Genomic DNA, 24,704 nt, shown 5'->3' with positions numbered 1-24,704 from the left:
TCCGGGGCGGCTGTCGATTTCGCACCAGCGGCAGGGTACTGGTAAAGTTTCTTGCTGTTGCCCCCCTAGCTCAGTGGTAGAGCGCGTTCTTGGTAAGAACGAGGTCACCGGATCGATTCCGGTGGGGGGCTCATGAATGAGGGGCCCGTGACGATCCTAGGATCGGTGCGGGCAACCTCATTTAGGGCGGTGTAGCTCAGCTGGTTAGAGCGCACGACTCATAATCGTGAGGTCGTGGGATCGAGTCCCACCACCGCTACAGCAAAGACCCCCGGAATCCGCGAGATTCCGGGGGTCTTCTTGTATCTCACTCGATCGAACGGCACTTCGGAAACCCTGAGGCGCGAGATCCGCCTTCGCTCGTTTCCTCGCCAATACGCGATGCGGTGTCCGGGAGCTGGGATGCTGGGTACATGACAGACCACCCCGTCGAGGAGCAGCCCAGGCCGCTGCGGTTCCTCACCCTGCAGCAGGTCGCTGATGAGCTGAACACAAAGCACAACACCATCCGCGGACTTATCCAGTCAGGGGACCTGCCGGCTATCCAGATCGGCGGCCGCGGCCAGTGGCGCATCGAACGCTTCAAGCTCGAGGGCTACATCGCCAGCGCCTACGCCAAGGCTCGCACCGATGTCGAGAAGGGCGAGCTTGAGCCGTAATCGATCTGCAGCTCCAGGAACTGGCGGCCGAAGCGGAGGAGATACGGGATCCAGGCGGGCCTCCTAGTGCCTGCTGAGGCCTGCGACCGGGAAGTGGTGCGGGAAGGGAAGGGGCGCTGGGTCCGCCCCTTCCCCTGTCAGAGCATGTCCCTCTCGCTAGCAGTCCGCATTCCGTGAACGTCTCTGACTAGTGGTGGCCGGCTTCAGTGGTGCCGAACATCAGGGTTCGGCGTTGCACGTCGTAGTACACGGTCTCGGCGGTGGAGAGCAGGTCCTGGAGGTTGTCTGCATCATCGGCGTCGATGGTGAGAACTTCCTCCCATGCTCCCTGGTCGAGGACCAGTTGCAGGGTCCAGGAGCCGGGCTGGCCCGGGTCGCCGGCTACCCAGCTGAATTGGTAGTGGCTGAGTTGGCGGACCTTGATGCTGTCGTCGGTGACGGGTTGATTCAGGTTCTGTGCCATGGTGGTTTCCTTCCTTGCACGCTCCACCTGAGGGCGGGCGCTGTGACCGGTTCGGACAGATACCAGGAGAGTCCGTTTGCAGTGCTGAGCGGATGGACTGGGCTCACCCGGATGCCCCCAAGGTAGTGCCGCCGCCGACGCTGGTAAACACCCGCGCATCGGGACCGGGGAATCCTTGACGCCGGGACAGTGGACACGTGCCGGCAAGCAAAGCCGGGGAACTGAGGTCTCTGGTCTGTTGCTCTGGTCAACGGCGCCGGGTAGTGGAAGGCTGAGGGGTCCTGAACGAGACGAGGTTGGTCGACGCGGTGAAGCGTGAGGACGTCCGGTCGTCCAGTACGGAGGATCCGAACAGCAAACCCGTCGACGTCGCAGAAGAACTCACCGTCAGCGGAACCCTCGTCGGCAGCATCCCCGAACTCACCACACCCGACGATCATGAAGCGACATGAACCTGGCGCTCAGGTACCCGAATACGAGGGGAACGATTGAGGGCGGGTTCTGAAAGGGTCGAGGTCGATGGTGAGGCTGAGGGTGTGCTCGACCGGGTCCTGGCAGAGCGTGTCGTGCATGAGGCGCAACCATAGAAGTGCTTCGTCCTTGTCGGTGAAGTACTCGCAAGGGTAGACGGCGTGCTCGTATGGGGCGGACAGCATCCGATCCATGGGCGTGCTGCCGAGCATCGCAGCGACCAGGATGTTCCGGGCGGAGGAGAACACCCGCCGGGCCTCAGGTGAGACATCGATGGTCATGCTCACGTCGACCAGGACGACGTACTGGCGGTGCTGGGTGAGTTCGAAGCTCTCGTGCAGAATCCTGAGGGCGTCCTCCTCCGTGATGCACATGGGCCGCGCCAGGGATACGAAGACCGCACACCTGTCCAGGCGCACGATCCGGTAGTCCCTGAAGTTCGTATTGGCTGCACTGATGCTGGTCATGGTTCTCCGGGGCAGGATCTGGTTCGGACCTCACCTTTTTCGATGCCAACCCAACACCAGCTCCGAGACCAGCCGGACGTCAAAGGATTCCCCATCCTAACCACAGGTGCGAAGGCCGCCGACTCGACCACAGGTGCACGGCTGTGAGCTCCACCCTTCGGGTTCCACCCGCCCCAAGTGGATGACTTTCCAACGAGCGGGTTGTAGATGCGAGGAACCGCTTTCACTTGTCGGACCAACCCCGTGGGGGAGACGGACCCGATTGCCCGCTGAATCGGGTTGTGGCCCGCTGGAGTGCGTCTCGATGAACGATGGCGGTCTCAACCGGTCGATGCACCACTACCTGGCAGGATGAGTGGTGAGGCCCCGGTCGATCCAGCCGTTCTCAGCATCGGCGGGAAGTTCTTTGTCCCTATCGTGTCTCATATCGGTCATTCTCACCGAAACAGAAGAAAGCCTCTGACGAGCGTATGGGGTATGGGACGGCAAGTATCAGGTACGCCAGGGTCGGCAGCCCGGCAGCGTACCCACCGATGGCCGGCCTTGAACCCGACCTCTCAGGTTTTACTGCGCACAATCTCCCTGGGGATCTGAGACCTGCACCCCTGTCGGTATAGAGCCGAGGCCATTTCAGGTGCTTTTGGGTAGGGCGGTGATGACGACGTTCTTGCCCCAGGGATCTTCGGTGTAGCAGCTGATGAGGACGACACGGTGGGGGGTGACGTTCCAGATGTCGCTGTCTTTGAGGGTGTCTTTGTCGTGGGTGATGACCGAGTCCACGACGTAGGTGATCGCGCCTCCTTGGATGGTCAGGGTGAACTCGGAGCCGAGCAGGGATTTGTCGCTGAGTCGGTTGAAGGGGGCGTCCTTGCCGTCCCAGCTGTGCCCGACGATGTAGGTAGTGTCAGCTGATTTGGGTCCCGGGGATCCGTAGGGGGTGAGCCAGTAGGCGTCGAGAGTGAGTGGGGGGACTAGTTGTTGCGATGCGAGTTCGGTCGCGCTGGGAGTCAGGGCCAGGATGGCCATGTCGATGTCTGCGGCCGGGAACTTCAGTGCCAAGGGTTGTGATGCCGACGCATCGTTCGAGAGTGTGGGAGTGGTTGGAGAAGCCTCGGGCGTTGGGGTCGACCCCCCAGCCGGCGATGAGATGTCACCCGTTGCAGGTTGTGCTGACCCGTCAGGTGGCGGGTCGGTGGGGTCGGTTGTGCCGGGTTGTACGGGTGTTGCCGGGGCCGAGATGCTGCTGGACGGGTCTGTTCCGGGTGATCCCTCCGATGCGGTTGGCGGTATCACGGCAACAGCGAGGGCGAGTCCTGTTCCAGCAATCAGGGGCAACGCCAGCCAGCGCGGTCGGCGGGACTTGGCCGACCCGGGTGGAAGGGGATTCCTCGCTTCCCGTTCATCTCGAATGTGGGGCTGCTGGGGTTGCTGCTCCATGGTGTCCTTGGCTCGTGGGTTTGGGTGTGAAGTGGTCCGGCCCCGTTTCGCAGGGTGGGGCTGCTCAACGGGGCCGGAGAATCTACTTCATCAGAGTGCTCTCGGGGGAGAGGGGGGTTACTGGTCGTTCATCTTGAGTGAGCGGCGTGCCCAGACGCCGGCTGCAGCGAGGAGACCGAAGCTGGCGGCGAGCATTCCGCCCAGGGGGACTCCGCTGTCGGAGGTGCTCTCCACTGCGGTGCCGGTCTGGACGTTCATGCCGCGGTTGGCACTGGAGAGCGTCGAGCCCTGGCCGCCGGTTCCGCCGGTGCCGGTGATGATTCCGCCACCGATTCCGGTGCCGGTTCCGCCACCGACGATGATCTCGACGTTGCCGTCCCCATCGATGTCGATGTCGATGTCGATCGTGATCGTGCCGGAGCAGGCGACGATCGCGGCGTCGAAGAGGTCTTCGAGGGCACCGAGGTCGATGCTGATCGCGTCGGCATCGATGCGGATCTCGTTCGCTGCCGCGACTGCGGCAGTCAAGCGTGCGTTGGCAGCGATGATCGCCTCGAGGTTCGCGGCCGCGGCCAGTGCGTCGCGGGCTTCGTCAACACGATCCTCGGCGGCGGCCAACGCAATCAGGGCGGCATCGAGATCGGACTGAGCCGCGTCGACGTCGGCTTGTCCTTCAGCCGCTGCTGCGACGGCCGTGGCGAGGGAAGCCCGTAGGGCGACCAGATCGATTCCCGCTTGGATACGTACCTGTGCTGCGCGGGCGTCGTCGATGTCCTCCTGCAGGGCGTCCAGGTCGATGTCCACTTCAGCCTGAGCCTGTACGGCGAGAGCATCCCTGAGTTCGATGCGCAGATCGGCGAGGATTACTGCTGCGGCGTCCCGGTCGTCCTCGAGAGCGTCAAGGGTCGCCTGCAGGGCTGTGATCCTTGCGGTGCCTTCGCCCTGGAGTGCGATGGCTGCGTCGAGGGTTGCCCGCAGGGCTGTGATTCTCGCGGTGCCTTCGCCCTGGAGTGCGATGGCTGCGTCGAGGGTTGCCCGCAGGGCCGCAATTCTCTCTGCACCGTCGGCTTGCTCACCGAGGGCCACATTGAGGGTGATTTGGAGGGCCTCGATCGTCCTGATGCCTTCAGCCTGATCGGCCTGCGCATCGGCGAGGATATCCCGGAGAGCGGCGGTGGCCTGCACATTGGCGGCCGCATCGGTCCGGGCATCATCGAGTTCGATCCCCAGTGCGATGATGGCCTGCTCATTCGCGACCACAGCACCATTGGCGAGGCCGAGCTCCGCCCGAAGGTTCGCCACGAGAGTCTCGCCTGCGGTATCGGCGTTCACGGCCGCGACGAGCGTGGCCTGCAGACCGCCAAGCGTCAGCTGGGCACCGGCCAGAGCCGTTGTGGCTGCTGCGAGATTCACGCGGGCGGCGACGACAGCCGGGGAGTCCACGGACACGGCCACCAGGGTTGCTTGTGCGGTCGCTAGGACAGTCAGTGCTGCGGCGTTGTTCGCGTTGGCCTGGTCGAGGGCTGCTGCTGCGGCATTGATCAGTGCCTGATCTCCGGTCCCGACCGCAAGGGCCAGATTGGCCTGCGCAGTGAGGACTGCCGTGTTCGTGGCGGCGGCGTTCTGGCTGGCTACGTTGACGGCGCCCTGAGCTTGAGCGATCACTCCGGCCTGGATGGCAAGTGCTTCGTTCAGAACCCCAGCGGCGATGTTGGCTTCGGCCTGCAGTCCACTGACGGTGTTGGCACCAATGGTCACATTCGCGGCGGCGACGTCGACGGCGGCCTGCAACCCGGGAAGGGCCGCTACTGCAGCATCGAGCCGGAGCGTGAGATCGGCGGCGTTACCTGCCAGGACGGGCCGGGCAGCGATGGCATTGGCGAGATTGCCTTCCGCGGTCACGACGGCGGCATTCAGTCCGACCTGCGCCGCGATGACAGTGGCAAGGTTTGTCTCTGCGGCGGTGACAGCCGCGTTCAAACCGAGCTGGGCTTCCTCCGCGCGGTTGACGTTGAGCTGCGCAGCGAGGACAGCGGCGTCGAGGGCTCCTGGTCTTCCTCGGCAGCAAGAAGATTCACTCGCGCTGTCGCGACAGCGGTATCGAGGGCTTCCTGGTCTTCCTCGGCGGCGTCGAGGGCGTCCTGCGCGACGTCCACAGCGGCGTCCAGAGCCACCTGGTCTTCCTCCGCGTCGTCGAGGGCATCCCGGGCGGCATTGACGTCAGCGTTCAGGTCGGCCAGAACACCGACGGCGATCGTGACCTTGTTCTCAGCGGCTACGACGTCAGCCTCAAGCTGCGCCAGAAGGGTTACAGCGTTCGCCCGCGCCGTCACTGCGGCGTCAACATCGGCCTGCGCATCGGCAAGGGCCCGCACTGCGATGTCGAGATCGATTCGTGCGTCCCCTACGGCCTGGTCAAGGGGTTCCTGATCCTCTTCCGCGTCGTCGAGGACCTCTTGAGCTCCTTCGGCGTCAGCCTGCGCGTCGGCCAGAACGATCAGCGCCGCGTCCAAGGCGGCTTGAGCGTCCTCTATGTCACCGGGAACGGCCGCAACGAGCGCGTCACGCTCGGCCAGGGCAACGAGCACGGCCTGAAGAGCTGCTCCCAACTCATCCGAGAGCGCCTGGTCCGTCTCGGCGTTAGCCAAAGCCGCCCAAAACAGGTCCTGGGCAGCGAGGCACTCTGCGGTATTCGGTGCGGCCGAAGCCGGGGCCGCGGTAAAGAAAAGACCGCCAGCTACGAGAGCGGCGGTCGAACCTGCGGCAAGAAGTCGGTTGTGCTGAGCCATGACGATGTTTCCCCTTTGAAGAATGCTTTCCTGAGTAAAGCGAGCCAGCAGGACGCCGTTGAACCTGAGAATCGGCTGAGAGACCTGAGAATTTCCTGTAAACGTGTCCTAGGTCTTATGCCACACCACCCCTGGAGCGGGCGCCACGGCCACGCGGCTAGACATCTTTAGCCGAACGGCTACTAAGTAGCCTGAGTAATCGGTGGAAAGTACCCGAGTGGTCAGGCACACTGAACACGTGGCCAGCGTCGGCCGCCCGGGGGGGCAGGTGGGGGAACATGCGCATTGCAGCACGGTCTCAGAACTATGTGAAGGTCCATCTGGCGTCAAAGGACGTCCTGACGATCGCCGGGTTACGGCAGCTTCTCAAACCCTGTTCGTTCATCACCGTCATCGGCACAAGTGCCGATGAGTCCTCCACGATGGCAGCGATTACAGCCGAAACCCCTGACGTGCTCCTCTTCAGCGCCAACACCGAAGCGGATGTGAGACGGGTCGCCCGAGCTGCTCGTGCCATCAACGAGTCGCTGAAGATCGTGGTCCTGACCGATGAAGCCCTCGCTGTGCAGCTCATGGCAACCCGCCAGACGCGCCTCGAGGGAATCCTCATCGCAGGCGGGGACTGTCTTCAAGACATCGGCGCAACCTTGCGCATCGTGCACCACGGCGGCCACGTGACTTCCCTCCATCACGAGACCCGGTCCGACCCAGGCCCGCAACCAGTCAGCCCCAAAGTAGCTGCACGCCTTCGCTCCCTCTCCGGCCGGGAGACCACCATCCTGCGGGAAGTAGTCAAAGGCTACACAAATGCAGAGATCGCCAAGCTCCTTCACGTCAGCGTCGCCACCATCAAAGCGGACCTGGCTCGGATCATGACCACCATGGGAGTCTTCAGCCGGGTCGAACTCGCGGTCATCGCGGTGCAAAGCGGCTTCGTGGACGTATTTCACCAAAGCCAGGGCCATTTGCGTCCGGTAGCCTCGCTTACCGGGCGGGAATACGGAAGCCCGGTGTGACCGACTAGTCATGGAGGGTCAACTCGTGGAGCCGATGAATCACGCGGCATTCCAGGATCTGTTCGCGCTCCTCAGCATCTGCGCTGACGAAGCCCTCAAAGCCCTCGTGCTGCGGGTCGAGTATGCGCGGTAGGAGCGATGTGTTCACCCGTCGCATCGCTTCCCTATAGGTCCAGTAGATTCCGGACAAGGCGCTGCAGGACGGGATCATCCGATACGGGCGGGTATACCCCACACCCATGGAGGTGAACCGCAACGGGATCCTGAGTGCGCGCCCGGTTTTCCTGCATGATCCTAGGTGACGCACCTTTTCTGGATCAGAAGACCTTTCCGAGCAAGTCGAACCACTCCGGTACGTTTCGATGCGCTCCTTAGAAAACCTGCTCATGGACCCTGTGCTGAACCGCCTACGAAGGCGCCCGAGTCTGGCCGACACCGCACACGCCATCCTGGGACGGACCCTCAACCTCTGAATACCACCCACGAGCGTCCGCTTGACAGCCAAGTCCAGGCTTTCCGAGGTGTTCTGCGTAGCGGCCACGGGGACTCCGGTGGAGGAAACTCTTCATGGAGGTCGGCGTCGAGGTGACTGCCGAATACCCGCGTATTCAGGTTCAGGCCCGATGCTGGTTCGGACTCGAGTGACGTCAGCTGTGCTCGTGGTCATGGGCTTGGTGCGTTTGATTTTCCATCCTTACCGCGAGGATTTACAAGAGCAGCAATCACTCCTTGCTCCTGATGCCATCAGTGGCGTGTTGGGCGCTATGTCAGATGGTGGACGTCAGTGGGGTCGAGCATGCGGTGACTGATGGCCGCGTGGCCCTGTGTGCGTGATGGGGCCGCTGGTTGGTACGCACGTGTCGTCCGCGCTTTATTCCCTTCGCCTGCCGGCCAGTACGGGATGGGGGTGAGGTCAATGTGACGCGTCGCTCCCGGGGAACCTCTTCAAGCAGTGTCATCCACGTGCCCGACGGGGTGAGGGTGGTAATCAGGAGCACTTTGAGGAGGTTCAGGATGCTCCTGGTGCGGGATGCCGGATTGTCCATGGAGGTACCTTTCGTTGTCATTGCCTCCATGCTTCTAGCTGTGACGTCTGCCCACATCGGGGCTTGGTGCGACCTACTCATAATGGCCCTCCGCCCTGGGAGGGAGTGGTGAGTCACCCTCGACTGCGAGTGGGGGAGGTTTTCCCGAGAGGGGCGGTGCACCCTTGTGCGACCAGGGTAGGAGGGCTGGTCGTCTCTGGGTGCGATGCGCCGGCTGCTTGTCGGGACAAGAGTGGAAAGCGCACATTTCAGTCTTCCAAGGAGTTCGTCCGTGAATAGCACGTCCCTGCAGTCCTTTCCCCGCCGCTTCATGATCGGCGGATTCGCTTTCCTGTCGATGGTGACGTTGTCCTCCTGCGCGGGGCTCAGTGACCCGAGCCACGAGAAGGAATCGTCCTATGCCAAGGCCAGTGATATGGACGAGGGGACCATTGAGTTGCAGAACTGGATTCCGAGAGAGGCGACTGACGTGAAGATCAAGTTCAGCACGACGGCCGAAGCCCGCCCGATTACCCGCTTCACCCTGCCGGGCGGGCAGCTTCCCGCACAGTGTGAGGACGCAGCCACCGCGCCGTCGGCACCACAGCTCGAGGCGGAGTGGATGCCCGAGGACGCCGCCAGTCAGGCAACAACTCTGTGTGGCGACTTCGCTGTTATCGCGGACGGATCAACGATTACCGCATGGGACACCAGAGCACCAGAAGCGAGCTGAGAGGGTTTCCCAAGTAACGCGTGGAGCGGAGTCACCACTGCACAAGCGCGGTCAACACCGGCGAGTAGGCCGATGCTCGCTACGACGGGTAGACGTCGCGGGATCAGGGCAGGATCGGGTTACCTGCGTGTGCATGGTCGGGGATGCATGTCCATAGGGGAGCTGGCTTCGACCGGGAGTACGATGCCGCCGATCACTGCGCGTCGTTCATCAATGCCTCGCACGGTCTCAGGTTCCAGTGCTCCCAGGGTTGTCGCTGGCGCTCCGCCCGCAACACCTCGGACGCGGCGGCAGCCTGGGCACACGAGGATCCTCCTGCGGGATGGTGCTGTTGCACTTCCAGTCACGCATCAGATGTGCCTGCGCCCGTTGGTAGCGTCATCACCAGGTAATGCTGTGGCGGTTATCGAGGGGGACGATCATGCACTTCAAGCAGGCAGCAGCGGCAACAGTCCTGGTTTCAACGCTGATCGTGATCAGCGGATGCAGTAGTGCCGAATACGGCATCGCGGCCTTGGATCGGGAGGCCGCCGCTGAGGACCGGTTACCAGACGTCGTCATCGATGAGAGCGTGAATGCCGACTCGGTCAGGAAGGTCGCTGAGCAGCATCAGGTCGCCTACTTCGTAGGGGTGATGAACGACGACCAGGGCTACTGCGCGTACGCGGTCGATAACGATGCGCCCCCGGCGCTCTGCTACTGCGGTTCGACATGCAGTCCGGCTTCAGCCGTCGCGCCGAACATCCCGTGACCCAGGTCGTGGAACACGTCATGGCCGTGATTGCCGACGACGCCGCCTCGCTGCTCACCGGCGAACAGGCCCCGCAGCTCGCTCCCTGCGAAGCGGACCCCTGCCAGCGGTTCTTCGTCCGCACCCACGCCCGACGGCAATGGTGCTCCACTCGCTGCGGCGACCGGGTCCGCGCCGCACGCGCCTACACACGCAAACGCTCACTCCATAACGCGCAAACCGTGTGAAACACCCCGGCACGCGGCCGCCACATCCCAGTTCCCCGCTCGTAACCGTGTCGGATACGGACGGTTCTGCGGAATCAAGCGATCGGCCATAAAGCGTTGCGACCTTCGCGCCACTTACCGCTGCGACTCACACGAGAAGTGGCTGATTCTTGTAGCGGAACCGGTTTCTATGTTCCACTTCTATCCGATGGTGGCGGGTTCTGTTACGTTCGGCTTTGTGTCAGTCGGCGGAGCCTGGCTTGTTGATAGCTTCGTCACGCAGGCACCGCCTGCGGGGCCATTCGCGGCGTACTAGCGGAGGTTCAAGGGTATGAATTCGGGCGAGAGGGCGCGGGCAAGATGAACGAAACTAGGGCGAAGCCCGACTTCACCGACGCCGAACTGCAGTTCCTGGACTCGGTTTTCGAGCTCGCAAGGGAGGGACACACTGATGAGCTCATGAGCCTTGTGAGTTCGGGTATCCCAGTGAACCTGACGAACTCTCGAGGCGACACACTGCTCATCCTCGCGGCGTACAATCGACGGGCAGACACGGTATCAGCGCTCCTCAGTGCAAGCGCGGACACCAGCCGGGTAAATGACATGGGTCAGACCGCACTCGCAGCCGCGACGTTCCGCTGCGATGCGGGAATAGTCAGCGCTCTGCTCCGGGCCGGCGCAGATCCACACCTCGGACCCCAAAGTGCGATCGCTGTGGCCCGGCAATTCGATCTAAGAGACATGCAGACCCTATTCACTTGATCGCCGGTGCCGGTGACCTGTCCGAGGTACTGGGCGGACACCGTAGTAGCCGAGAAATAATCCGACGCTGGTGTCGGGCACGAGGCGTCGAATGGTTGCAACGACGGTCGGGGTGATTCCACCGAGGGCTACGCCGGTTAAGAACCTCAGGAGGGCGAAGGTCACCAGCTTCGGTGCGAACGATTGGGAACGGTGCCCAGCCTCTGAACATACTGCCCCCTGTCACCTCAGTGACAGGGGGCAGCTTGCGTCATGTGCCACGAAAGGGAGCGTCCGGTGAACCATCTTCCTGCGGGACAGGCTTAAAGGCGTCCGGCGGACTAGCTGATGGTTCTTGTCCAGGTCTCTTGATTGGTAGAGCGTTGCCAGTGCTGGCGTGGGTCTTCCCACTCGCGTGCGGCTTCGGTCAGCCAGATGGTCGTGTCGGGGTTCCACCCGGCGATGACAGTAGACGTGTCGGCGTCGACGTGCAGCGGACAGTTGGCGCTCGTGAGGTACGCCAGGGTTGTCAGGTGCACCGCGTCCCACCGCTCCGCGACCTTTTCCCAGTCCGGAATCACCCACCTGCCATCGTGTCCGGTGCAACGGAACCAGTCATGACGTCGGGACGCGGTGACTTCCAAGGGGTGTTCACGGCACAGGGACACCCAGTCCTCACCACTGCGTATTTCGTAGGTGCGGCCGGTACCGCGCACGGGGATCACGGTTGCGTGCTCCTCGCGGAAGGAGTCCTCGATGAGCTTCAGGCCCAGCGGTATCCGCCCGACCGTGTGCAGGGTTCCTTGCGGGAAGGACCACCACGTACCCGACCAGGGGGCGTGAGGATCTCGGGGCCGCTCCGCATCGGCCCGAGACTCCTCGGCTCGAGCCTCACTGGCCCACGCAGCCAGGGCTGGTGATGGTTCCCGGGGTAGAGGTGCTGGATCATCGGGTGATCGCCAGTCGATGGCCCATTGCTCGAGTTGCCGGTCGTGCGACCACCACTGACTGGAGGGTGACGTGATGATGTGGTGGGCGAGTGGGGCGAGGGCAGCTGTCACCTCGGGAATCGCCGCGAGGACGTCCTCCCCGTCCGGTTCCTGCCAGGGCCGGGACGTGTCGACCGCCTCAGCCAACGCGCGATCGATGGCCTCGGGCCCAGCCCGCATGACATCGAACGAGGCCAGCGCGGCGATGAGATCAGCAAGGGTAGGCCGCGGCGGCATCTCAGCGTCGTCGCCAGAGGCGGCAGTCAGCAGTACTCGGGACGTTCCCCTGCCCGGATCTAGATCATGGGCGAGCCAGAACACGGCGGACCTGATCGACGGGTACAGCTCCGTCACCAGTTGCAGGCACAAGCGTCTCCCACGAGGCCCTGCCAACAGCACATCCGCCCCCACATTCATCTGTTCACCCTACGTGCGAGCTCGCGTTCACCAGAGGATCGCCTTCCGGTGAGCTCATTGACACGTGGAGAGCTTGCTGACTGACTAGCGGGATGACGACCGACGCAGTTCTCGACAAAGTACTGTCCTTGAGTCATTCGGCGGTGGTGGGACATTTACTCTCCGACGCCGACTCCCTCGCAGCCGAAATCGGCGCGACAGGCTGGATCCGCTCAATCGACGGAGGACACTGGCACTGCCCTGATGAACCGCCCTGGTCATTGCTTTCCTCGGATCACGCACCAAATCTCGCGGTCTTCCTGACCGACGAGGACGCGGCAACGGTCTTCACAGCAGGCCAGGACCTTGCGCGACGACTCGATCGGCTCGCAGGTGTGTCCCGTCACGGGATTGGCCCCGGCTGGCCGACCTGGTCACTGGACGACCCTCGCTGGGCAGAGTGGAACGGGCTTGGGCCTGACTGGGTCATGTGGAGCGGCGGTCCGGCCCGGATCTCGCTGAACGTCAGTCCCGCCTATCAGCCAGGACGCTACCGTGCACCGCCGCACCTGCACTTCCAAATCGAGCGCCTCGACACTCCGTCGGAGGGTCTTCCGGTGGAGCATGATCGCGCCCGTCGGATCGTGCGCTCGGGATCACCTGTCGCGCGGTGGTACCTCGCCGCCGAGAACGACTTGCCCCAGGACGTCATCAACGCACTTCAGCGTGATGAGGACACGGCTGTTGTTGCGGCCGTGGAGTCAGGCGAGAAGTTCCGCACCATGCATGCTGCTGCCCAGGAACACATGAGGCGGCATGAGGAGTCACCCTAACGCCGGCCGTTGGCATTCCCGCTGAGGGCTCCCTCAGCGGCACCCTCACCGTCTTATCGGATGTGCCACTGCTTGAATAGAGCTGATGAATTGAGCGACCGATGTGGGGGATGTGACGTGACACCAGCAACTGGAGAAGCCCACGATGTATGGAACCGGGGTACGTGGCGCAACCCGCCCGTGAGCGTGGTCGCTGATGGCCGGACTCTGCTGGTAACCGCAGCCGAGAACAGTGACGCCTGGAGGCACACCTCCTACGGCTTCGTCCATGACAGCGCGCACGCCCTGCTGGCACCGTTCCCCGTAGAAGGCGCGGTAGAGGTCTCATTCCTTTTGGATTACACCGAGCAGTTCGACCAGGCAGGGATCTATCTGCACGTCTCGGAATCTGTGTGGATCAAAGCCGGCGTGGAGGTGTCCGACGGCATCCCACAGGTTGGTGCCGTCGTCACACATGGGGTCTCCGACTGGTCAGTGGCACCTGTCCCCGAGTGGATTAACCGGGAAGTCACAGTGCGGCTTAGCAGGGCCGGTAATGCCGTCACCATCAGAGCCCGCGCTGGAGATGAGCCTTTCCGGCTCATCCGTGTCGCCCCTCTGGATGAAACCGCGGCTGCCGCGGCAGGCCCATTCTGTGCCTCTCCCACTCGGGCTCACCTCGCGACCACGTTCACCGGGTGGATTGAAACCGATGCAGATGCGACGCTGCACCCTGAACACGCCTAGAGTCGCCACCCCCAGTTGTAGGGCGTACGAGACGTGCTGAGTTGACCAGATGATCGCACATCGTCTGTAAGCAAATCGGCTAACGGCCACGCGCCGTCCATCTCCAACCACGCGCTACAGATCTCGATAGATCTATATTTCTACAAATCAGCGCATGTAGAGCGTCTTGCGCCTGCACAGCCGTCCAGAGACCACGAGGGCGCCGGAGCTCACCCATAGGTGGACGGCGTTGAGCTCCACCCTTCGGGCTCCATCTGGCCACAGGTGGATGACCAACATGCAGTTACGGTCGACCTCATCTTCACGGCCTCCAATGCCGCCGATAGCCCCATCGACCACGCTGGATCGACCAGCTCGTGCTGTTCACGATCACGCTGGTAGGAGGCTGTGCACGCCTACCGCTCGCTCGAGGCGATCTGCCTAGTGTCGGTGAGGTGGTGGGTGCGGGTGGGCCGCTGGTTCCTACTGTCCAGGTGTGTGCGGGACAAGCAGCGGAGCGTAGGGAGCTTGTGCCGTGCACAGGACGCTCCTATAACTGTCAAACCTGGACCAGTCGACATTGCGGAGGTTGGCTTACGTCGTTTCTGCTCGTCGGAAGGTGAGGCTTCCGTTGTTGTTGGTCATCGTGAGCACGTCCTCGTCCCAGGTGTAGGTGATGGGCTCACCGATGAAGGTATGGACCCACCGGTCCATGCTGGCCACTGGCTCTTCACAAGCAATGGCGGCGATAGCCGCGCGATTCATGTCGACGCGTATCTCGGTGGACGTGACGTCGGCCTGTGCCTGAATGGCGCCGCACGGCGGACCGATCATCACGGTGTCCTCGCCGTTTCTTAGCTCCATCCTCCACCTGACTGGGTGGTCGGCGATCCATGTCAGCTCACCAGTGGAGTCGTGACCGGAACGTGCCTCGAACTGAATATCGTTCAGCGTACGTTCCGCGGGCGACTGGCACCCAGTAAGCATGGTCGTGACAACGGCCATGAAGACCAGTACACCTAGGCGTGAACGCGGCATGACTAAGTTCAGCATGATCACCTACGGAGACCCAGTGTTCGAAGTGCTTTCCTGGTGTTCGCCGATTCTCAAACGTAGCGCTCCACCATGAACTCAAACACCAGAAAATAGGTGACCAATCATGCTCGTTGATGCAACCCGGTTCGGTATCGGTCCAGGAGCTCATCATCACGCATCTTGCCGCGCTCGAGGCGTGAGATTGTAGAGGGCCACGTTTGGAGATCCGTGGCTGCCTGCTGCAAGGTCATCCCGAGTGAGTGGCGGAGCGGGCGTAAATCGAGGACTGGTGGTGCCGGGACCGGATGGGTGATCTGACGGTAGACCTCCCGGGCAACGTAGCGCTTGAGACACCGTATGATCTCCCGCTTACTCTTGCCTTCCTCGGTCCGTTTGGTGACGTAGTCCTTTGTCTTCCGGTGGATGTTCATGCGCACGAGCACGATGTGGTGCAGTGCGCAGTTGGCTTGCCTGTCGCCGCCACGGCTCAGCCTGTGACGGCTTGTTTTGCCTGACGAGGCGGGAACGGGGGCTGCACCTGTCAGTGCTGCAAATTGGGCTTCGTTTCCCACTCGTTCTTGGTTGTCGCCGAACGTGACGAGTAGCTGGGAAGCGACATCCGTGCCGACGCCGGTCAATTGCTGCAGCATCGGCGCGTAGGACTCCGAGATGTCCTGCAGCTGCGCATTCACGTCCTCGATCTCAGCGCTCAGGTGCTGGTATCGGACGGCCAGTGCCTTCAACACTCGTGCTGTCACGTAGGAGGGGTCCGCCAGGTGCCCGGAGGGCCGAGACCGGACCATTATCTCGATCATGGTCCCCGTTGTCAGGCCTTGGTACTTGGACCGCAGAGCCTCTGGTGCAGAGACCAACAGGCCCTTGATCTGATTGATCGTCGCATTCCGCGACTTAATCGCGGAACCCCGAGATGCCCGGAGGACACGTAGACACTCAACGGGGCCGTCCTTGGCTTTCGGGACCGCGGTACTCATGCCCGCAATGACGGAGTGGGCGGCGCGGTAGGCGTCCAGAGAGTCGGTCTTGCCCTTGAGCCGGCGCTGCTGACGATTCGGACGGTTCACCTCGATGACCTGCATTCCTTTGCCCTGCAGGATTTTCGTGAGTGCTGCTCCGTAGGTGCCAGTGCCCTCCATCCCGACCTGCAGGACTAGCCCGAACCCTGTAATGAAGGTGAAGGCTTCCCGGTGTCCTGCCGCTGTCGTTGGAAATCCCTGGTCAGCCAGGGGCTTCCCGTATTCAGTGACGACGGCGACGTGGTGAGTGTCCGAGTGTGTGTCGATTCCCACCACAACACGAGGTTCTTGCGTTCCAGCATCTGACATGACTGCCTTTCGATGGAGACGGGTCTCCACGTAGCCAGGACGAGCAGGCAATACGGTAAAGGGATCTGATCAGGCTCCTATCAAGCCATACCCGTTAGCACGTCAAGCGATCGCGGGCCGGTGGACAGGTCATGTGAAGGACAGCAGCCCAAGGACTGCGTCAAGTGGACAGAGAGCCACACCGGATCCGCGATCAGTTTTCACTATTACCGTGGTCAGGAGGCCGGCTCGCTGTGCTGCAGACGAAATACAGCGAGACGAGTTTCCAAGACACCGGCCGGCCTGTAAACGCGGGGGAGTGCACGTTCGGCGCTCGGCCCGTGCACGTGTCTCGTAAAGCCTTAAATTTTCGCGACACCGAAAGGACCTGTACCTAGGGGCAACCCGTCACGGCGGGGCCGTGTCCGTAAAGGTCATTGAGCGTTCGGGTCCAGATCAGTGCGCCACTCATGAGCAACCTAGGTTGACAGAACTGTCGGCAGCAACCTAGGTTGACAACGTGGAGTCATCACAGGTAGCGGTTGCCGCGGCGGATACAACGGATCCGCAGGCTGGACTACGGGCCGTGGCGTCGCTGCGGGTTCTGGCGGACTCGTTGGAATTGCGTCAGGTCGAGGCCGCTTTGCGGGCCGGGATGAGTTGGCAGCAGATTGCTGATGCTCTCGGGGTCACCCGCCAGGCCGTGCACAAGAAGTACTCCAAGCGCATTGATCCTTCGATCCTCGGCCCCAGGAGGCGAGCATGAGCAGATTCACCCGATTTGCAGCCACGAGCCAGTCCCTCTCGCTCACAGCGATGGAGGAAGCTTCCCGGAGGGGCTTGCGGGAAGCGGATCTCGAGGACCTGTTCCTCGCGTTGGTGCTCAGTGACCAGCCCGCGGGTCGGGCGCTTCGCGAACTGGGCATCACTATCGGAAGCGCCCGCGCTGCCGTGGAGGATTACCAAAAGAAACAAATAGCATCCCTTGGAATCACGGCCTCCCTTCCGCCTTCGGGGGACATCGTGTTCCATGAAACCGGCGGGTACGAATGGTCAAAGCGTGCCCTGAAACTCATCGAGCGGGCCGGCAAGAAAGGCAGGACGGCAGACGCTGACGCTGTGTTGCGTGAACTGCTGGACGAACCCAGTGGGCTGATCAGGGAACTCCTAGGTGGGTTGGGCACAACACCATCGGCGGTCCTGGCCGAACTCGATCGAACGCCGGCGCCGGCGCCAATCGCTTTGGTCGCCCCGACGCGTCGGCGGGGTGAGCTTCGGGGGGTCAATGCGTCGTTCATCCCGGCACCGGTCGATGAGGTCTGGGCGTTGCTGTCCGATCCTGCCCGGGTGCCGGAATGGGAACCGGCCATCGGCGCTATCGACGGCTTCACCACTGGCGCGGATCTCGCCCCTACGCATGCCAAGGGCACACAGCCCGCTGATGGAGCAGGACCGGCAGGTGGTGTGTGGATGGCACACGCACGGACCACCCACCCGGACGGCAGGCCACTGAAGGTGCACGAGAAATTCCGTCGGCGGACACTCGAGCTCCTGCAGGCTGAACACGGCAATCACGTTGCGTGGCGCTTCACCTACCCCGACGTGGACACCAGGCTTCCCATCACCATGATCTTCGATCTCGCTCCCACCAAAGGCGGGACCCAGCTCAGCACCACCATGGCCTGGTCCACACACCAGGGTTGGCGGTCCATCCTCAGCCCAGTCCTGCACCCGCTCCAGCGGTTCCTGATATGGATCAGACTCTTCCAGATCAGCAACGCCATCAGCCGTACGTTCCGCCACGGTCATACTGAATAGCGAACCTAGGTAGGTCACTGGGAAGGCAACCTCGTCATGCATGTGTGCCCATCGACTGTCAGGACCTTGGTCGTTTGAAAAACCCACTACGTGCGCCTGGTCCGGTTGCCGGACGGAACTAAGGCTGACGTCGTCCAGGACGCATTGACGTCGAGCTTTTGCCATCCATCATCAATCGGACGAACTCGCGAGCTCACCTGAAACCTGCCCTTCGCCCAGTTTGGAAGACGCAGTTCCCACGACTTTGCGTTGCCTACGGCATCGGTGTGCATGAGGGTTGCCTTTCGTCGATCTACCTCGATCCTTTCCGCAGGAGCACTCTGCCATCAGCGTGTGATGCGATACGCCTCCGGGGTTATCTCAATTCAGGAAATGAGTAGACGGATCGTCCCGCTCACGTTCTGGGCGAGGGCTTGGAGGGTGATGCGCGGCCCGTGCTGCGACCAGGGTAGGAGGGCGGCTCGGCTCTGGGGCGATGTATTGGTTCGTGATGTGGATGAGAGTGAGAAGTGCCATCATCCTCATAAGGAGCTTCTCCAGTGAACAGCACGTCCGTCCCGTCCTTTGTCCGCATGTCCGTCACCGGTGGTGTCACCTGGTGTCAATGGTGACGCTGTCCTCCTGCGCAGCGTTCACAGACGCGAATCGCGAGAAGCAATCGACGTATGCGAAAGCCATCGACATGGCCGAGGGGACGATCGAGTTGCAGAACTGGATCCCCAAGGATGCCGTCAGCAGGGCAACGACCATATGCGAGGACTTCGCAGTCATCACAGACGGATCCACGGTCACCGCGTGGGACACCAGGGCGCCGGAAGCGACCTAACAGAACGCTCAGTGACCTGGTGCAGGCCCGCGGCCGGTGGGCCGTGGTCTCACTACCACCGTGTACTGATGAAGGCGCTGCCGGGTTTGGGTTGCAAAGCATATGTTCACTGTCTGCTTGCCGGTGGAACACTAAGGTGCATGCCGCTTCTTGGATTGTCGCATCGGGTGTCGTTTACCTTTGACACCGAGAGCGAAGCCCGTGACTGTTATGCACGCCTGGAAGATGCTTTGCCGGATCTGACCATAGAGCACCGGGTGGGTAAGAACGTGCTGGAGACGTGGACAGTGAGTTCCGGCATGGAGCGGCGGTCCACCGGCCCGCAGATACAAAGCCTCGCCGACGCCGCGATCCTCTTCGGCCCGGTTGACCCAGAGGCACGCCAAGCCCTCGAAGACGAACTATTATGACGCTGCCTGCCCTATGACCGGGTGACGCCGACCCCACGACGCCACGCCATATCATCGCCGTCCGCGGTGTGGGGTACAAATTCGTCTCCTGAACCCTGCGCGGCTCCCTACGGGACCACCAGCCGGAGCAAGGCAAGGACCACTGCTTGGTTCCCCTTGTTCGTCCACATCTGAGCTCACCTCGTACATCACTGTGGTAATCAAATGGGCTCGGCCCAGAAGACCAGTCGGCTTTCCGACACCGATAACCTGAGGACTGTTTGCAACCAGGATATTGACGCGAATCGCCGCACCTAGTCGGAAGATAACGCAGCAAAGCGTTCCCATAGGAGTGGCCGCTTGAGGAAAGTGTGGCCGCCGCGGGAAGCCAGGAGCTTTCGGCGGCGGCCGTCATTTTATCGTTGGAAGCGTGCATTGGCGTGCACCCGAGCAGGTGTTGCTGGTACTAGCTGGTGGTGGCTGGTTCCTTTTGGTCGACGTTGGACAAGTCCACATCTTTGGTTTCCTTGGCGAAGGAGATGGAGAGCATGGCGATCGCTGTGCTCACGATGATGATCAGGACAACGAAGTGTGTCCCACCGGTCCATAGGACCAGCGCGCCAGCCAGGGCGGCCATGAATCCGGCTAGCAGGATGGAGGGCATCTGGTAGCCGATGGAGATGCCCGAGTACCGGATGGCGGTGGGGAACAGTTCACAGTAGAGGGCCGGTAGTGGCGCGTAGACGAGTGCGTGTCCGAGGGCGAGGAACAGGGCGATACCGAGGATGATCGCCCACTGCTCGCCCGTTTGGATGAGCTCGAAGATCGGCCACGCCGTGATGATGATCGCCGTCCCGCCGAGAAGAACGTCATCTTGCGGCCGATCCTGTCCGAGAAGCGACCGAAGACGGGGATCATGATGATGTTCAATACCGAGCCGATCATCACGGCCGTGAGCCCGTACTGACGGGGGACCTCGAGCGAGGTGGTGACGTAGGAGAGGACGAAGACGGTGAACAGGTAGTAATTGCCTGCCTCCGCGAACCGACCGAAGATCGTGATCAATAGCGGCTTGCGGTGATGGGCGAGGAGCACCCTCAAGGGGGCCTTCTGCTGGACGTTGTTCTTTTCCATCTTCGCCTTCTCGGCGAGGAACTCGGGGCTCTCAGCGGCATTGAGGCGGATGTAGAGCCCGACCGCGGCCAGGATGACGCTGAGGAGGAACGGCACATGCCACCCCCAGGTCTCGAACTGGTCGCCGGAAATTGCCGCTGCGGCTGCAACAGCGACGGTGCCGAGCAGGAGCCCACAGGACACGCCGATCTGGGGCCAGGACCCGTAGAAACCTCGCCTGCCCTTGGGTGCGTTCTCGACCGCGATGATCACCGCCCTTCCCCATTCGCCGCCGACGGCGAACCCTTGCGCCAGTCGAAGAACGCACAACAGGATGGGCGCACGACTCTCCTGATAGCTGTCGAATTGTTGGCGCGTCGGGCCGGATCGCGCCGCGTTGCCCTAGATTTCAGGCATTCTCCTTCGGGGGATCAGCTACTGGCCCCGGTTGTGGCCCCGGATGTGGTGAAACAGTGGCGGATGATGTGGTGATGTTGTGATGCCGTCGAACGGGCCTACTGTCCTTTCAGGTCTACTCCCGTTAGGCTCATCAGACACCGCGGTCCAGCCACAGGCCAGGTTTCTGACAAACACAGGAACAGTCATGACCGAACTCGTGAACCCTGCCCGGCCCGACCTCACGCGGCCCACCTCGTCCCTCAACCTCGATGTATCTGATAGCGCCGTGCCGCGCATCGACCCCCTTGCCAATCCCCTCCAGGGCTCCTCTTCCGGCCCCTTTACCGACCGTCGTGTTGCCCAGGCGGGCGCTACGCCCCACGGTCAGGGCGCCGACCTTGCCGTGGAATCCCTGTCCGCTGATGACATCAGGGGCCTGTCGACAAGACACCTGCGGATCCTGGCGAACCGTGCATACCTGCTCCTGGACAAGGATTACCCGCCCACCGGGGCGATCGAGTGCTATGAGATGATCGCCGGGGAACTCGACATCCGGGAGCGGCAGGCGGTCGATCGCGCTCCTGTGTTCCAGCTCAGGGAGGCGTTCCGCGACAACCCTTTGTACGGACGGTTCGAACTGCTCATCGACGGCCACCTCGCCGTGCACGTCAAGTACACGATGCAAGGGAGGCGAATAGTGCTGACCGACGGGGTCGAGCACCCTGTCTTCCGCGATCAAGGCATGGATATGACCCTGATGCGCCACATCGTGCTCAATGCGCACAAACGACGCCTGAGCCTCATCCCGCAGTGCCCGATGGCCTTCTCATTCCTCGCGGACCACCCCGAGTACCAGGCCCTCACCGCCCAAATGACTCACTAGAACACCCTCCTCGAGCGGACAGCTCGGCCAACGGGTGGTTCAACCTCCACCCTCGCCTTCACTCTCCACACTCGACTTCATGTGGGTCGCTTCCCCGCAGTTCTCTCTTCGTCGCTTCTGGCCGGGTGATGTGGTGTGGACCCGGACGGACGCTGGTTCCGGTCGGTGCGCTGCTGGAAACGTCGAACTGATGGGGACATGTTTCAAGCCCGTAGTACCTTGTCGAGGCGCTGCTGGCGATCGGGTCGGAGGTCGCCTTTGCGGTACAGAGTAATCTGGCGTGAATACGAGATGCGACGATGCATTGATCGGTCGAGGTTGTCCGCGGTTGGATGGGATTCTCAGCGGCTTTTCGGGTTTCATCAGCTCGTTCCCTGGGTGGTTCAGTTTCGCTGACGGCTATCGGGTGGTTGCCGATAGTAACCAGTAGCGGTGCCTTCTGTTGTGCTGCCTATCTCACCGAGTCAGGAGGAGCGCCAGTTTTGAGCGTTGATACCTTGAGCGTCATCGACCGGCATAACGTCACCGTGGGCGGCCGGCCGGATGGTCCTGTGGTGCTGTTCGCCCACGGGTTCGGCTGCGACCAGAACATGTGGCACCGGGTCGTCCCCTTCTTCGAGGACCGGTTTCGAGTGGTGTCGTTCGACCATATGGGATCGGGCCAGTCCGACCTCGCTTTCTATGAGCCGGGAAGGTATTCCACCCTCGACGGTTATGTCGCGGATCTGCTCGCTGTGTGCGAGGCGCTCGAGCTCCGGGACGTGGTTCTTGTGGCTCACAGTGTTGCGGCGATGATGGCGATCAAGGCTGCGGTAGCGAACCCCGAGACATTTCGTCGGCTGATCCTGGTGGCGCCGTCGGCGTCGTATATCAATGATCCGTCGGAAAGTTATGTTGGTGGCTTCACGCAGGAGGACATCCATGAGCTCCTGGAATCGCTCGACAGCAACTACTTCGCCTGGGCGGCCGCTCTCGCCCCGATCGTGATGGGTAACCCTGGCGCGCCCGAGTTGACCGGGGAGCTCGAGGCAAGTTTCTGCCGCACGAACCCCGACACGGCCCGCAATTTTGCCCGCGTCACCTTCCTCTCGGACATCCGCGCAGATCTGAAGGACGTAAGCGTTCCGGCGCTAATCCTTCAGTGCTCCGAAGATCTGCTCGCGCCGCCGGAAGTAGGCCGCTACCTCCATGATCAGCTGGCGGGAAGCACGCTCGTCGGGCTCAAAGCCACCGGCCATGTGCCCCAGGCCAGCGCCCCGGAAGAGACGGCACGGGCCATCCTGCAGTACCTGCAGTCGGATCCCTCGTGACCGGCGAGACAGACTACGAGCGGCTGTACCAGCAGGCGCCCTGCGGCTACTTGCTCACTGATGACACATGGACGATCACCGCGGTCAATGACACGTTCCTGACCTGGACGGGATACAGGAGCAGCGATGTCCTCGGCATGCCGCTTCCTCAGCTGCTGCCGGTCGGGGACCGGCTCCTCCACGCGACGAACAGTGTCCCTCGTATGCAACTCGCCGGGTCCGTGTCCGAGGTGTCACTGGAGATCATCGACGCAACAGGAAAGCGTAAAGCCGCATTGCTCACCGCCGTCAGTGCTCCCGGCCCGGACGGCGGCACCGAGATCCGAGTCATCATCTTCAGTGCCCATGAACGCCGAAAGCACGAACTGGAACTCGTTGCTGCTCGCAGGCGCGCAGAGGAGTCCGAGGCGAGGAGCCTTCGTGCCGAGGCCGGTCTGCAGCACCTGGCGCTTCACGACTCACTGACCGGGTTGCCGAACCGCGCCGGCTTGGCCTCCATCCTCACCCGTGAACTCGCGGAAAGTCCCTCTGGTAAGGAAGTGGCCGTCCTGTTCGTTGATCTCGATCACTTCAAAGCGGTCAACGACAGTCTCGGCCACAACGCAGGCGACGAGCTGCTCACCATTGTTGCGCAGCGGCTCTCCTCAGCTGTGCGGTCGACAGGCACCGTCGCCCGGCTCTCCGGCGACGAGTTCGTCGTCGTCGAGCATGTTTCTACCCTGTCGGACGCGACTGCGCTGGCCGAGCGGCTGCTCGAAACCGTGAACAGGTCTCTGGTGATCGAAGGCCTGGAAATCATCTGTTCGGCCAGCATCGGCATCGCCCTCACCGACAGCGACGGCACGGATGGGACTCAGCTGCTGCGCCACGCAGACATTGCCATGTACCGGGCGAAAGCCCGGGGGCGCAATATCTGGGATGTGCACGACCCCTCCCAAGGCGACCCGGCCGCTAACAGAATGCGTCTGCTCGGCGAACTCCGTCATGGCATCAGAACCGGGCAGCTGCGCGTGCACTACCAGCCACGGGTGGACATCGCTACCAACGTCATCAACGGCGTCGAGGCCCTGGTGCGTTGGGAACACCCAACGCGAGGGCTCCTGCAACCCATCGACTTCATCGACCTTGCCGAAGAATCCGGGCTTATCCGAGCACTGGGCGCCTGGGTTCTCGAGGAAGCGGTACAGCAAGGCAGACTGTGGAATCCCGGAACACCGGGGTGCGCTCCCGTCGGGGTCGCGGTGAACCTCTCCACCCGTCAACTCCTCGATCCGCACCTCGTCGACACCGTTGCGACCACCCTGACCCGGCATGACTTCGACCCGCACCTTCTGACACTGGAAATCACTGAGACAGCGCTTATGGAAAGCCCAGCGGTGGCCCTCAAGGTACTCACAACCCTGAAAGCGATGGGCGTCGGGCTGGCAATCGATGACTTTGGAACCGGGTACGCGAGCCTGACCTACCTCAAAGACTTCCCTATCGATGAACTCAAGATCGACCGGTCCTTCGTCAGCGGACTGGGCAGCAATGACGGTGACAGCGCCATCGTCTCGAGCTGTATCCAACTAGCCCACGCCGTGGGCATCAGAGCCGTCGCCGAAGGAGTCGAGACCGATCACCAACGATCCACGCTGCTTACGCTCGGTTGCGACCTCGCCCAGGGCTACCACTACAGCAAGCCCCTCACCGCTGAGAGCGTCACACGATGGATCGCGGACCAGGATGACACCTCGAATCCAAGCTCACCTGTGGTCCTGCAACCGCTCCCCGAAGACGCCGTGGACGCCCTCATTAGCGACCTTGATACCGCTATGGAGAATCATGAGGTGATGGAAGGCTCATCGCCAGTTCCCACCTTGTGACCGCAGGGAAAGTGAAACCAAGCCCATACTGGCGGAGCTCATGGCGGCGGTGAGGTGATCCCG

Annotated in this window: 26 protein-coding genes and 2 tRNA genes; 17 read left to right on the top strand and 11 right to left on the bottom strand. The window is 62.3% G+C overall.

Annotated features, from left to right (window positions below):
- Positions 1–59 precede the first annotated feature (59 nt).
- The 3 genes from CI785_RS15685 to CI785_RS15675 all read left to right on the top strand — a co-directional run bounded on the left by CI785_RS15685 (position 60) and on the right by CI785_RS15675 (position 659).
- Positions 60–131, top strand: a tRNA-Thr gene (locus tag CI785_RS15685).
- A gap of 54 nt (positions 132–185) precedes the next feature.
- A tRNA-Met gene (locus CI785_RS15680) sits at positions 186–259 on the top strand.
- 154 nt (positions 260–413) lie between these two features.
- Complete coding sequence (locus CI785_RS15675) at positions 414–659, top strand: helix-turn-helix domain-containing protein (RefSeq protein ID WP_105033001.1); 246 nt, start codon at positions 414–416, stop codon at positions 657–659.
- Positions 660–846: 187 nt separating this feature from the next.
- Here CI785_RS15675 and CI785_RS15670 read toward each other — a convergent pair whose 3' ends face one another.
- On the bottom strand, positions 847–1,122 hold the full coding sequence (locus tag CI785_RS15670) for a hypothetical protein (protein ID WP_105033000.1): 276 nt from the start codon (positions 1,120–1,122) through the stop codon (positions 847–849).
- Between the two features lie 296 nt (positions 1,123–1,418).
- Here CI785_RS15670 and CI785_RS17235 point away from each other — a divergent pair, with 296 nt between their 5' ends.
- A complete protein-coding gene (locus tag CI785_RS17235) occupies positions 1,419–1,574 on the top strand; it encodes a hypothetical protein (protein WP_157940302.1) in 156 nt (51 codons plus the stop codon).
- Between the two features lie 9 nt (positions 1,575–1,583).
- Here CI785_RS17235 and CI785_RS15665 read toward each other — a convergent pair whose 3' ends face one another.
- From CI785_RS15665 to CI785_RS15650, 4 genes are all read right to left on the bottom strand, one after another.
- Positions 1,584–2,060, bottom strand: a complete 477-nt coding sequence (locus CI785_RS15665; protein WP_105032999.1) for a DUF7793 family protein — start codon at positions 2,058–2,060, stop codon at positions 1,584–1,586.
- Between the two features lie 630 nt (positions 2,061–2,690).
- On the bottom strand, positions 2,691–3,119 hold the full coding sequence (locus CI785_RS15660; protein ID WP_205753650.1) for a class F sortase: 429 nt from the start codon (positions 3,117–3,119) through the stop codon (positions 2,691–2,693).
- Between the two features lie 495 nt (positions 3,120–3,614).
- Positions 3,615–5,477 carry a coiled-coil domain-containing protein gene (locus CI785_RS15655; RefSeq protein ID WP_105032998.1) on the bottom strand — a complete coding sequence of 621 codons (1,863 nt, stop codon included), beginning with the start codon at positions 5,475–5,477 and terminating at the stop codon, positions 3,615–3,617.
- Complete coding sequence (locus CI785_RS15650; protein ID WP_105032997.1) at positions 5,474–6,286, bottom strand: hypothetical protein; 813 nt, start codon at positions 6,284–6,286, stop codon at positions 5,474–5,476. Before CI785_RS15650 ends, CI785_RS15655 begins: the two co-directional genes overlap by 4 nt.
- A 278-nt stretch (positions 6,287–6,564) precedes the next feature.
- Between CI785_RS15650 and CI785_RS15645 the strand changes: the two genes are divergently transcribed.
- From CI785_RS15645 to CI785_RS15615, 5 genes are all read left to right on the top strand, one after another.
- Positions 6,565–7,302, top strand: a complete 738-nt coding sequence (locus CI785_RS15645) for a helix-turn-helix transcriptional regulator (RefSeq protein WP_105032996.1) — start codon at positions 6,565–6,567, stop codon at positions 7,300–7,302.
- Positions 7,303–8,619: 1,317 nt separating this feature from the next.
- Positions 8,620–9,060, top strand: coding sequence for a hypothetical protein (locus CI785_RS15630; protein ID WP_105032993.1), 441 nt, complete (start codon positions 8,620–8,622; stop codon positions 9,058–9,060).
- Positions 9,061–9,481: 421 nt separating this feature from the next.
- Positions 9,482–9,811 carry a hypothetical protein gene (locus CI785_RS15625; RefSeq protein WP_157940301.1) on the top strand — a complete coding sequence of 110 codons (330 nt, stop codon included), beginning with the start codon at positions 9,482–9,484 and terminating at the stop codon, positions 9,809–9,811.
- 20 nt (positions 9,812–9,831) lie between these two features.
- Positions 9,832–10,038 (top strand): CGNR zinc finger domain-containing protein, encoded by a 207-nt coding sequence (locus CI785_RS15620; protein ID WP_240615238.1) that lies wholly within the window; start codon positions 9,832–9,834, stop codon positions 10,036–10,038.
- A gap of 339 nt (positions 10,039–10,377) precedes the next feature.
- Positions 10,378–10,779 (top strand): ankyrin repeat domain-containing protein, encoded by a 402-nt coding sequence (locus tag CI785_RS15615; protein ID WP_105032990.1) that lies wholly within the window; start codon positions 10,378–10,380, stop codon positions 10,777–10,779.
- A 320-nt stretch (positions 10,780–11,099) separates the two neighbouring features.
- Here the strand turns inward: CI785_RS15615 and CI785_RS15610 are convergent, their stop codons facing one another.
- A complete protein-coding gene (locus CI785_RS15610) occupies positions 11,100–12,164 on the bottom strand; it encodes a hypothetical protein (RefSeq protein WP_105032989.1) in 1,065 nt (354 codons plus the stop codon).
- A 92-nt stretch (positions 12,165–12,256) separates the two neighbouring features.
- On the opposite strand from CI785_RS15610, the gene CI785_RS17230 reads away from it, so the two are divergent.
- On the top strand, positions 12,257–12,976 hold the full coding sequence (locus tag CI785_RS17230) for a hypothetical protein (protein WP_157940300.1): 720 nt from the start codon (positions 12,257–12,259) through the stop codon (positions 12,974–12,976).
- A gap of 117 nt (positions 12,977–13,093) precedes the next feature.
- A complete protein-coding gene (locus CI785_RS15600; RefSeq protein WP_240615237.1) occupies positions 13,094–13,702 on the top strand; it encodes a DUF1349 domain-containing protein in 609 nt (202 codons plus the stop codon).
- A gap of 147 nt (positions 13,703–13,849) precedes the next feature.
- On the opposite strand, the gene CI785_RS17675 is transcribed toward CI785_RS15600, so the two are convergent.
- From CI785_RS17675 to CI785_RS15590, 3 genes are all read right to left on the bottom strand, one after another.
- Positions 13,850–13,981 (bottom strand): hypothetical protein, encoded by a 132-nt coding sequence (locus CI785_RS17675; protein ID WP_276308037.1) that lies wholly within the window; start codon positions 13,979–13,981, stop codon positions 13,850–13,852.
- 294 nt (positions 13,982–14,275) lie between these two features.
- On the bottom strand, positions 14,276–14,740 hold the full coding sequence (locus CI785_RS15595) for an META domain-containing protein (RefSeq protein WP_105032986.1): 465 nt from the start codon (positions 14,738–14,740) through the stop codon (positions 14,276–14,278).
- Positions 14,741–14,838: 98 nt separating this feature from the next.
- Complete coding sequence (locus CI785_RS15590; protein WP_240615236.1) at positions 14,839–16,026, bottom strand: IS110 family RNA-guided transposase; 1,188 nt, start codon at positions 16,024–16,026, stop codon at positions 14,839–14,841.
- Positions 16,027–16,558: 532 nt separating this feature from the next.
- On the opposite strand from CI785_RS15590, the gene CI785_RS15585 reads away from it, so the two are divergent.
- The 3 genes from CI785_RS15585 to CI785_RS15570 all read left to right on the top strand — a co-directional run bounded on the left by CI785_RS15585 (position 16,559) and on the right by CI785_RS15570 (position 19,092).
- Positions 16,559–16,804 carry a hypothetical protein gene (locus CI785_RS15585; protein WP_105032984.1) on the top strand — a complete coding sequence of 82 codons (246 nt, stop codon included), beginning with the start codon at positions 16,559–16,561 and terminating at the stop codon, positions 16,802–16,804.
- Positions 16,801–17,856, top strand: coding sequence for an SRPBCC family protein (locus CI785_RS15580; protein ID WP_105032983.1), 1,056 nt, complete (start codon positions 16,801–16,803; stop codon positions 17,854–17,856). Before CI785_RS15585 ends, CI785_RS15580 begins: the two co-directional genes overlap by 4 nt.
- Positions 17,857–18,822: 966 nt before the next feature.
- Entirely contained in the window at positions 18,823–19,092 is a 270-nt protein-coding gene (locus tag CI785_RS15570) for a hypothetical protein (RefSeq protein WP_105032981.1), read from the top strand.
- A 445-nt stretch (positions 19,093–19,537) separates the two neighbouring features.
- On the opposite strand, the gene CI785_RS17220 is transcribed toward CI785_RS15570, so the two are convergent.
- The gene (locus CI785_RS17220; protein ID WP_157940298.1) at positions 19,538–19,708 is read right to left on the bottom strand and encodes a hypothetical protein; all 171 of its coding nucleotides are present in this window, start codon (positions 19,706–19,708) and stop codon (positions 19,538–19,540) included.
- Between the two features lie 8 nt (positions 19,709–19,716).
- Positions 19,717–20,517 carry an MFS transporter gene (locus CI785_RS15565; protein WP_338064927.1) on the bottom strand — a complete coding sequence of 267 codons (801 nt, stop codon included), beginning with the start codon at positions 20,515–20,517 and terminating at the stop codon, positions 19,717–19,719.
- A gap of 271 nt (positions 20,518–20,788) precedes the next feature.
- On the opposite strand from CI785_RS15565, the gene CI785_RS15560 reads away from it, so the two are divergent.
- The 3 genes from CI785_RS15560 to CI785_RS15550 all read left to right on the top strand — a co-directional run bounded on the left by CI785_RS15560 (position 20,789) and on the right by CI785_RS15550 (position 24,641).
- Positions 20,789–21,466 carry a GNAT family N-acetyltransferase gene (locus tag CI785_RS15560; protein WP_157940296.1) on the top strand — a complete coding sequence of 226 codons (678 nt, stop codon included), beginning with the start codon at positions 20,789–20,791 and terminating at the stop codon, positions 21,464–21,466.
- 482 nt (positions 21,467–21,948) lie between these two features.
- On the top strand, positions 21,949–22,776 hold the full coding sequence (locus tag CI785_RS15555) for an alpha/beta fold hydrolase (RefSeq protein ID WP_240615235.1): 828 nt from the start codon (positions 21,949–21,951) through the stop codon (positions 22,774–22,776).
- Positions 22,773–24,641 (top strand): sensor domain-containing protein, encoded by a 1,869-nt coding sequence (locus CI785_RS15550; RefSeq protein WP_105032978.1) that lies wholly within the window; start codon positions 22,773–22,775, stop codon positions 24,639–24,641. The genes CI785_RS15555 and CI785_RS15550 overlap by 4 nt, the downstream gene beginning before the upstream one ends.
- Positions 24,642–24,704: the final 63 nt, after the last annotated feature.

It is taken from the genome of Arthrobacter ruber (assembly GCF_002954225.1).
Classification (GTDB): Bacteria; Actinomycetota; Actinomycetes; order Actinomycetales; family Micrococcaceae; genus Arthrobacter_D; species Arthrobacter_D ruber.
Note: the sequence above shows the minus strand (reverse complement) of the source record. Positions and strands in the feature narration are given on the sequence as shown.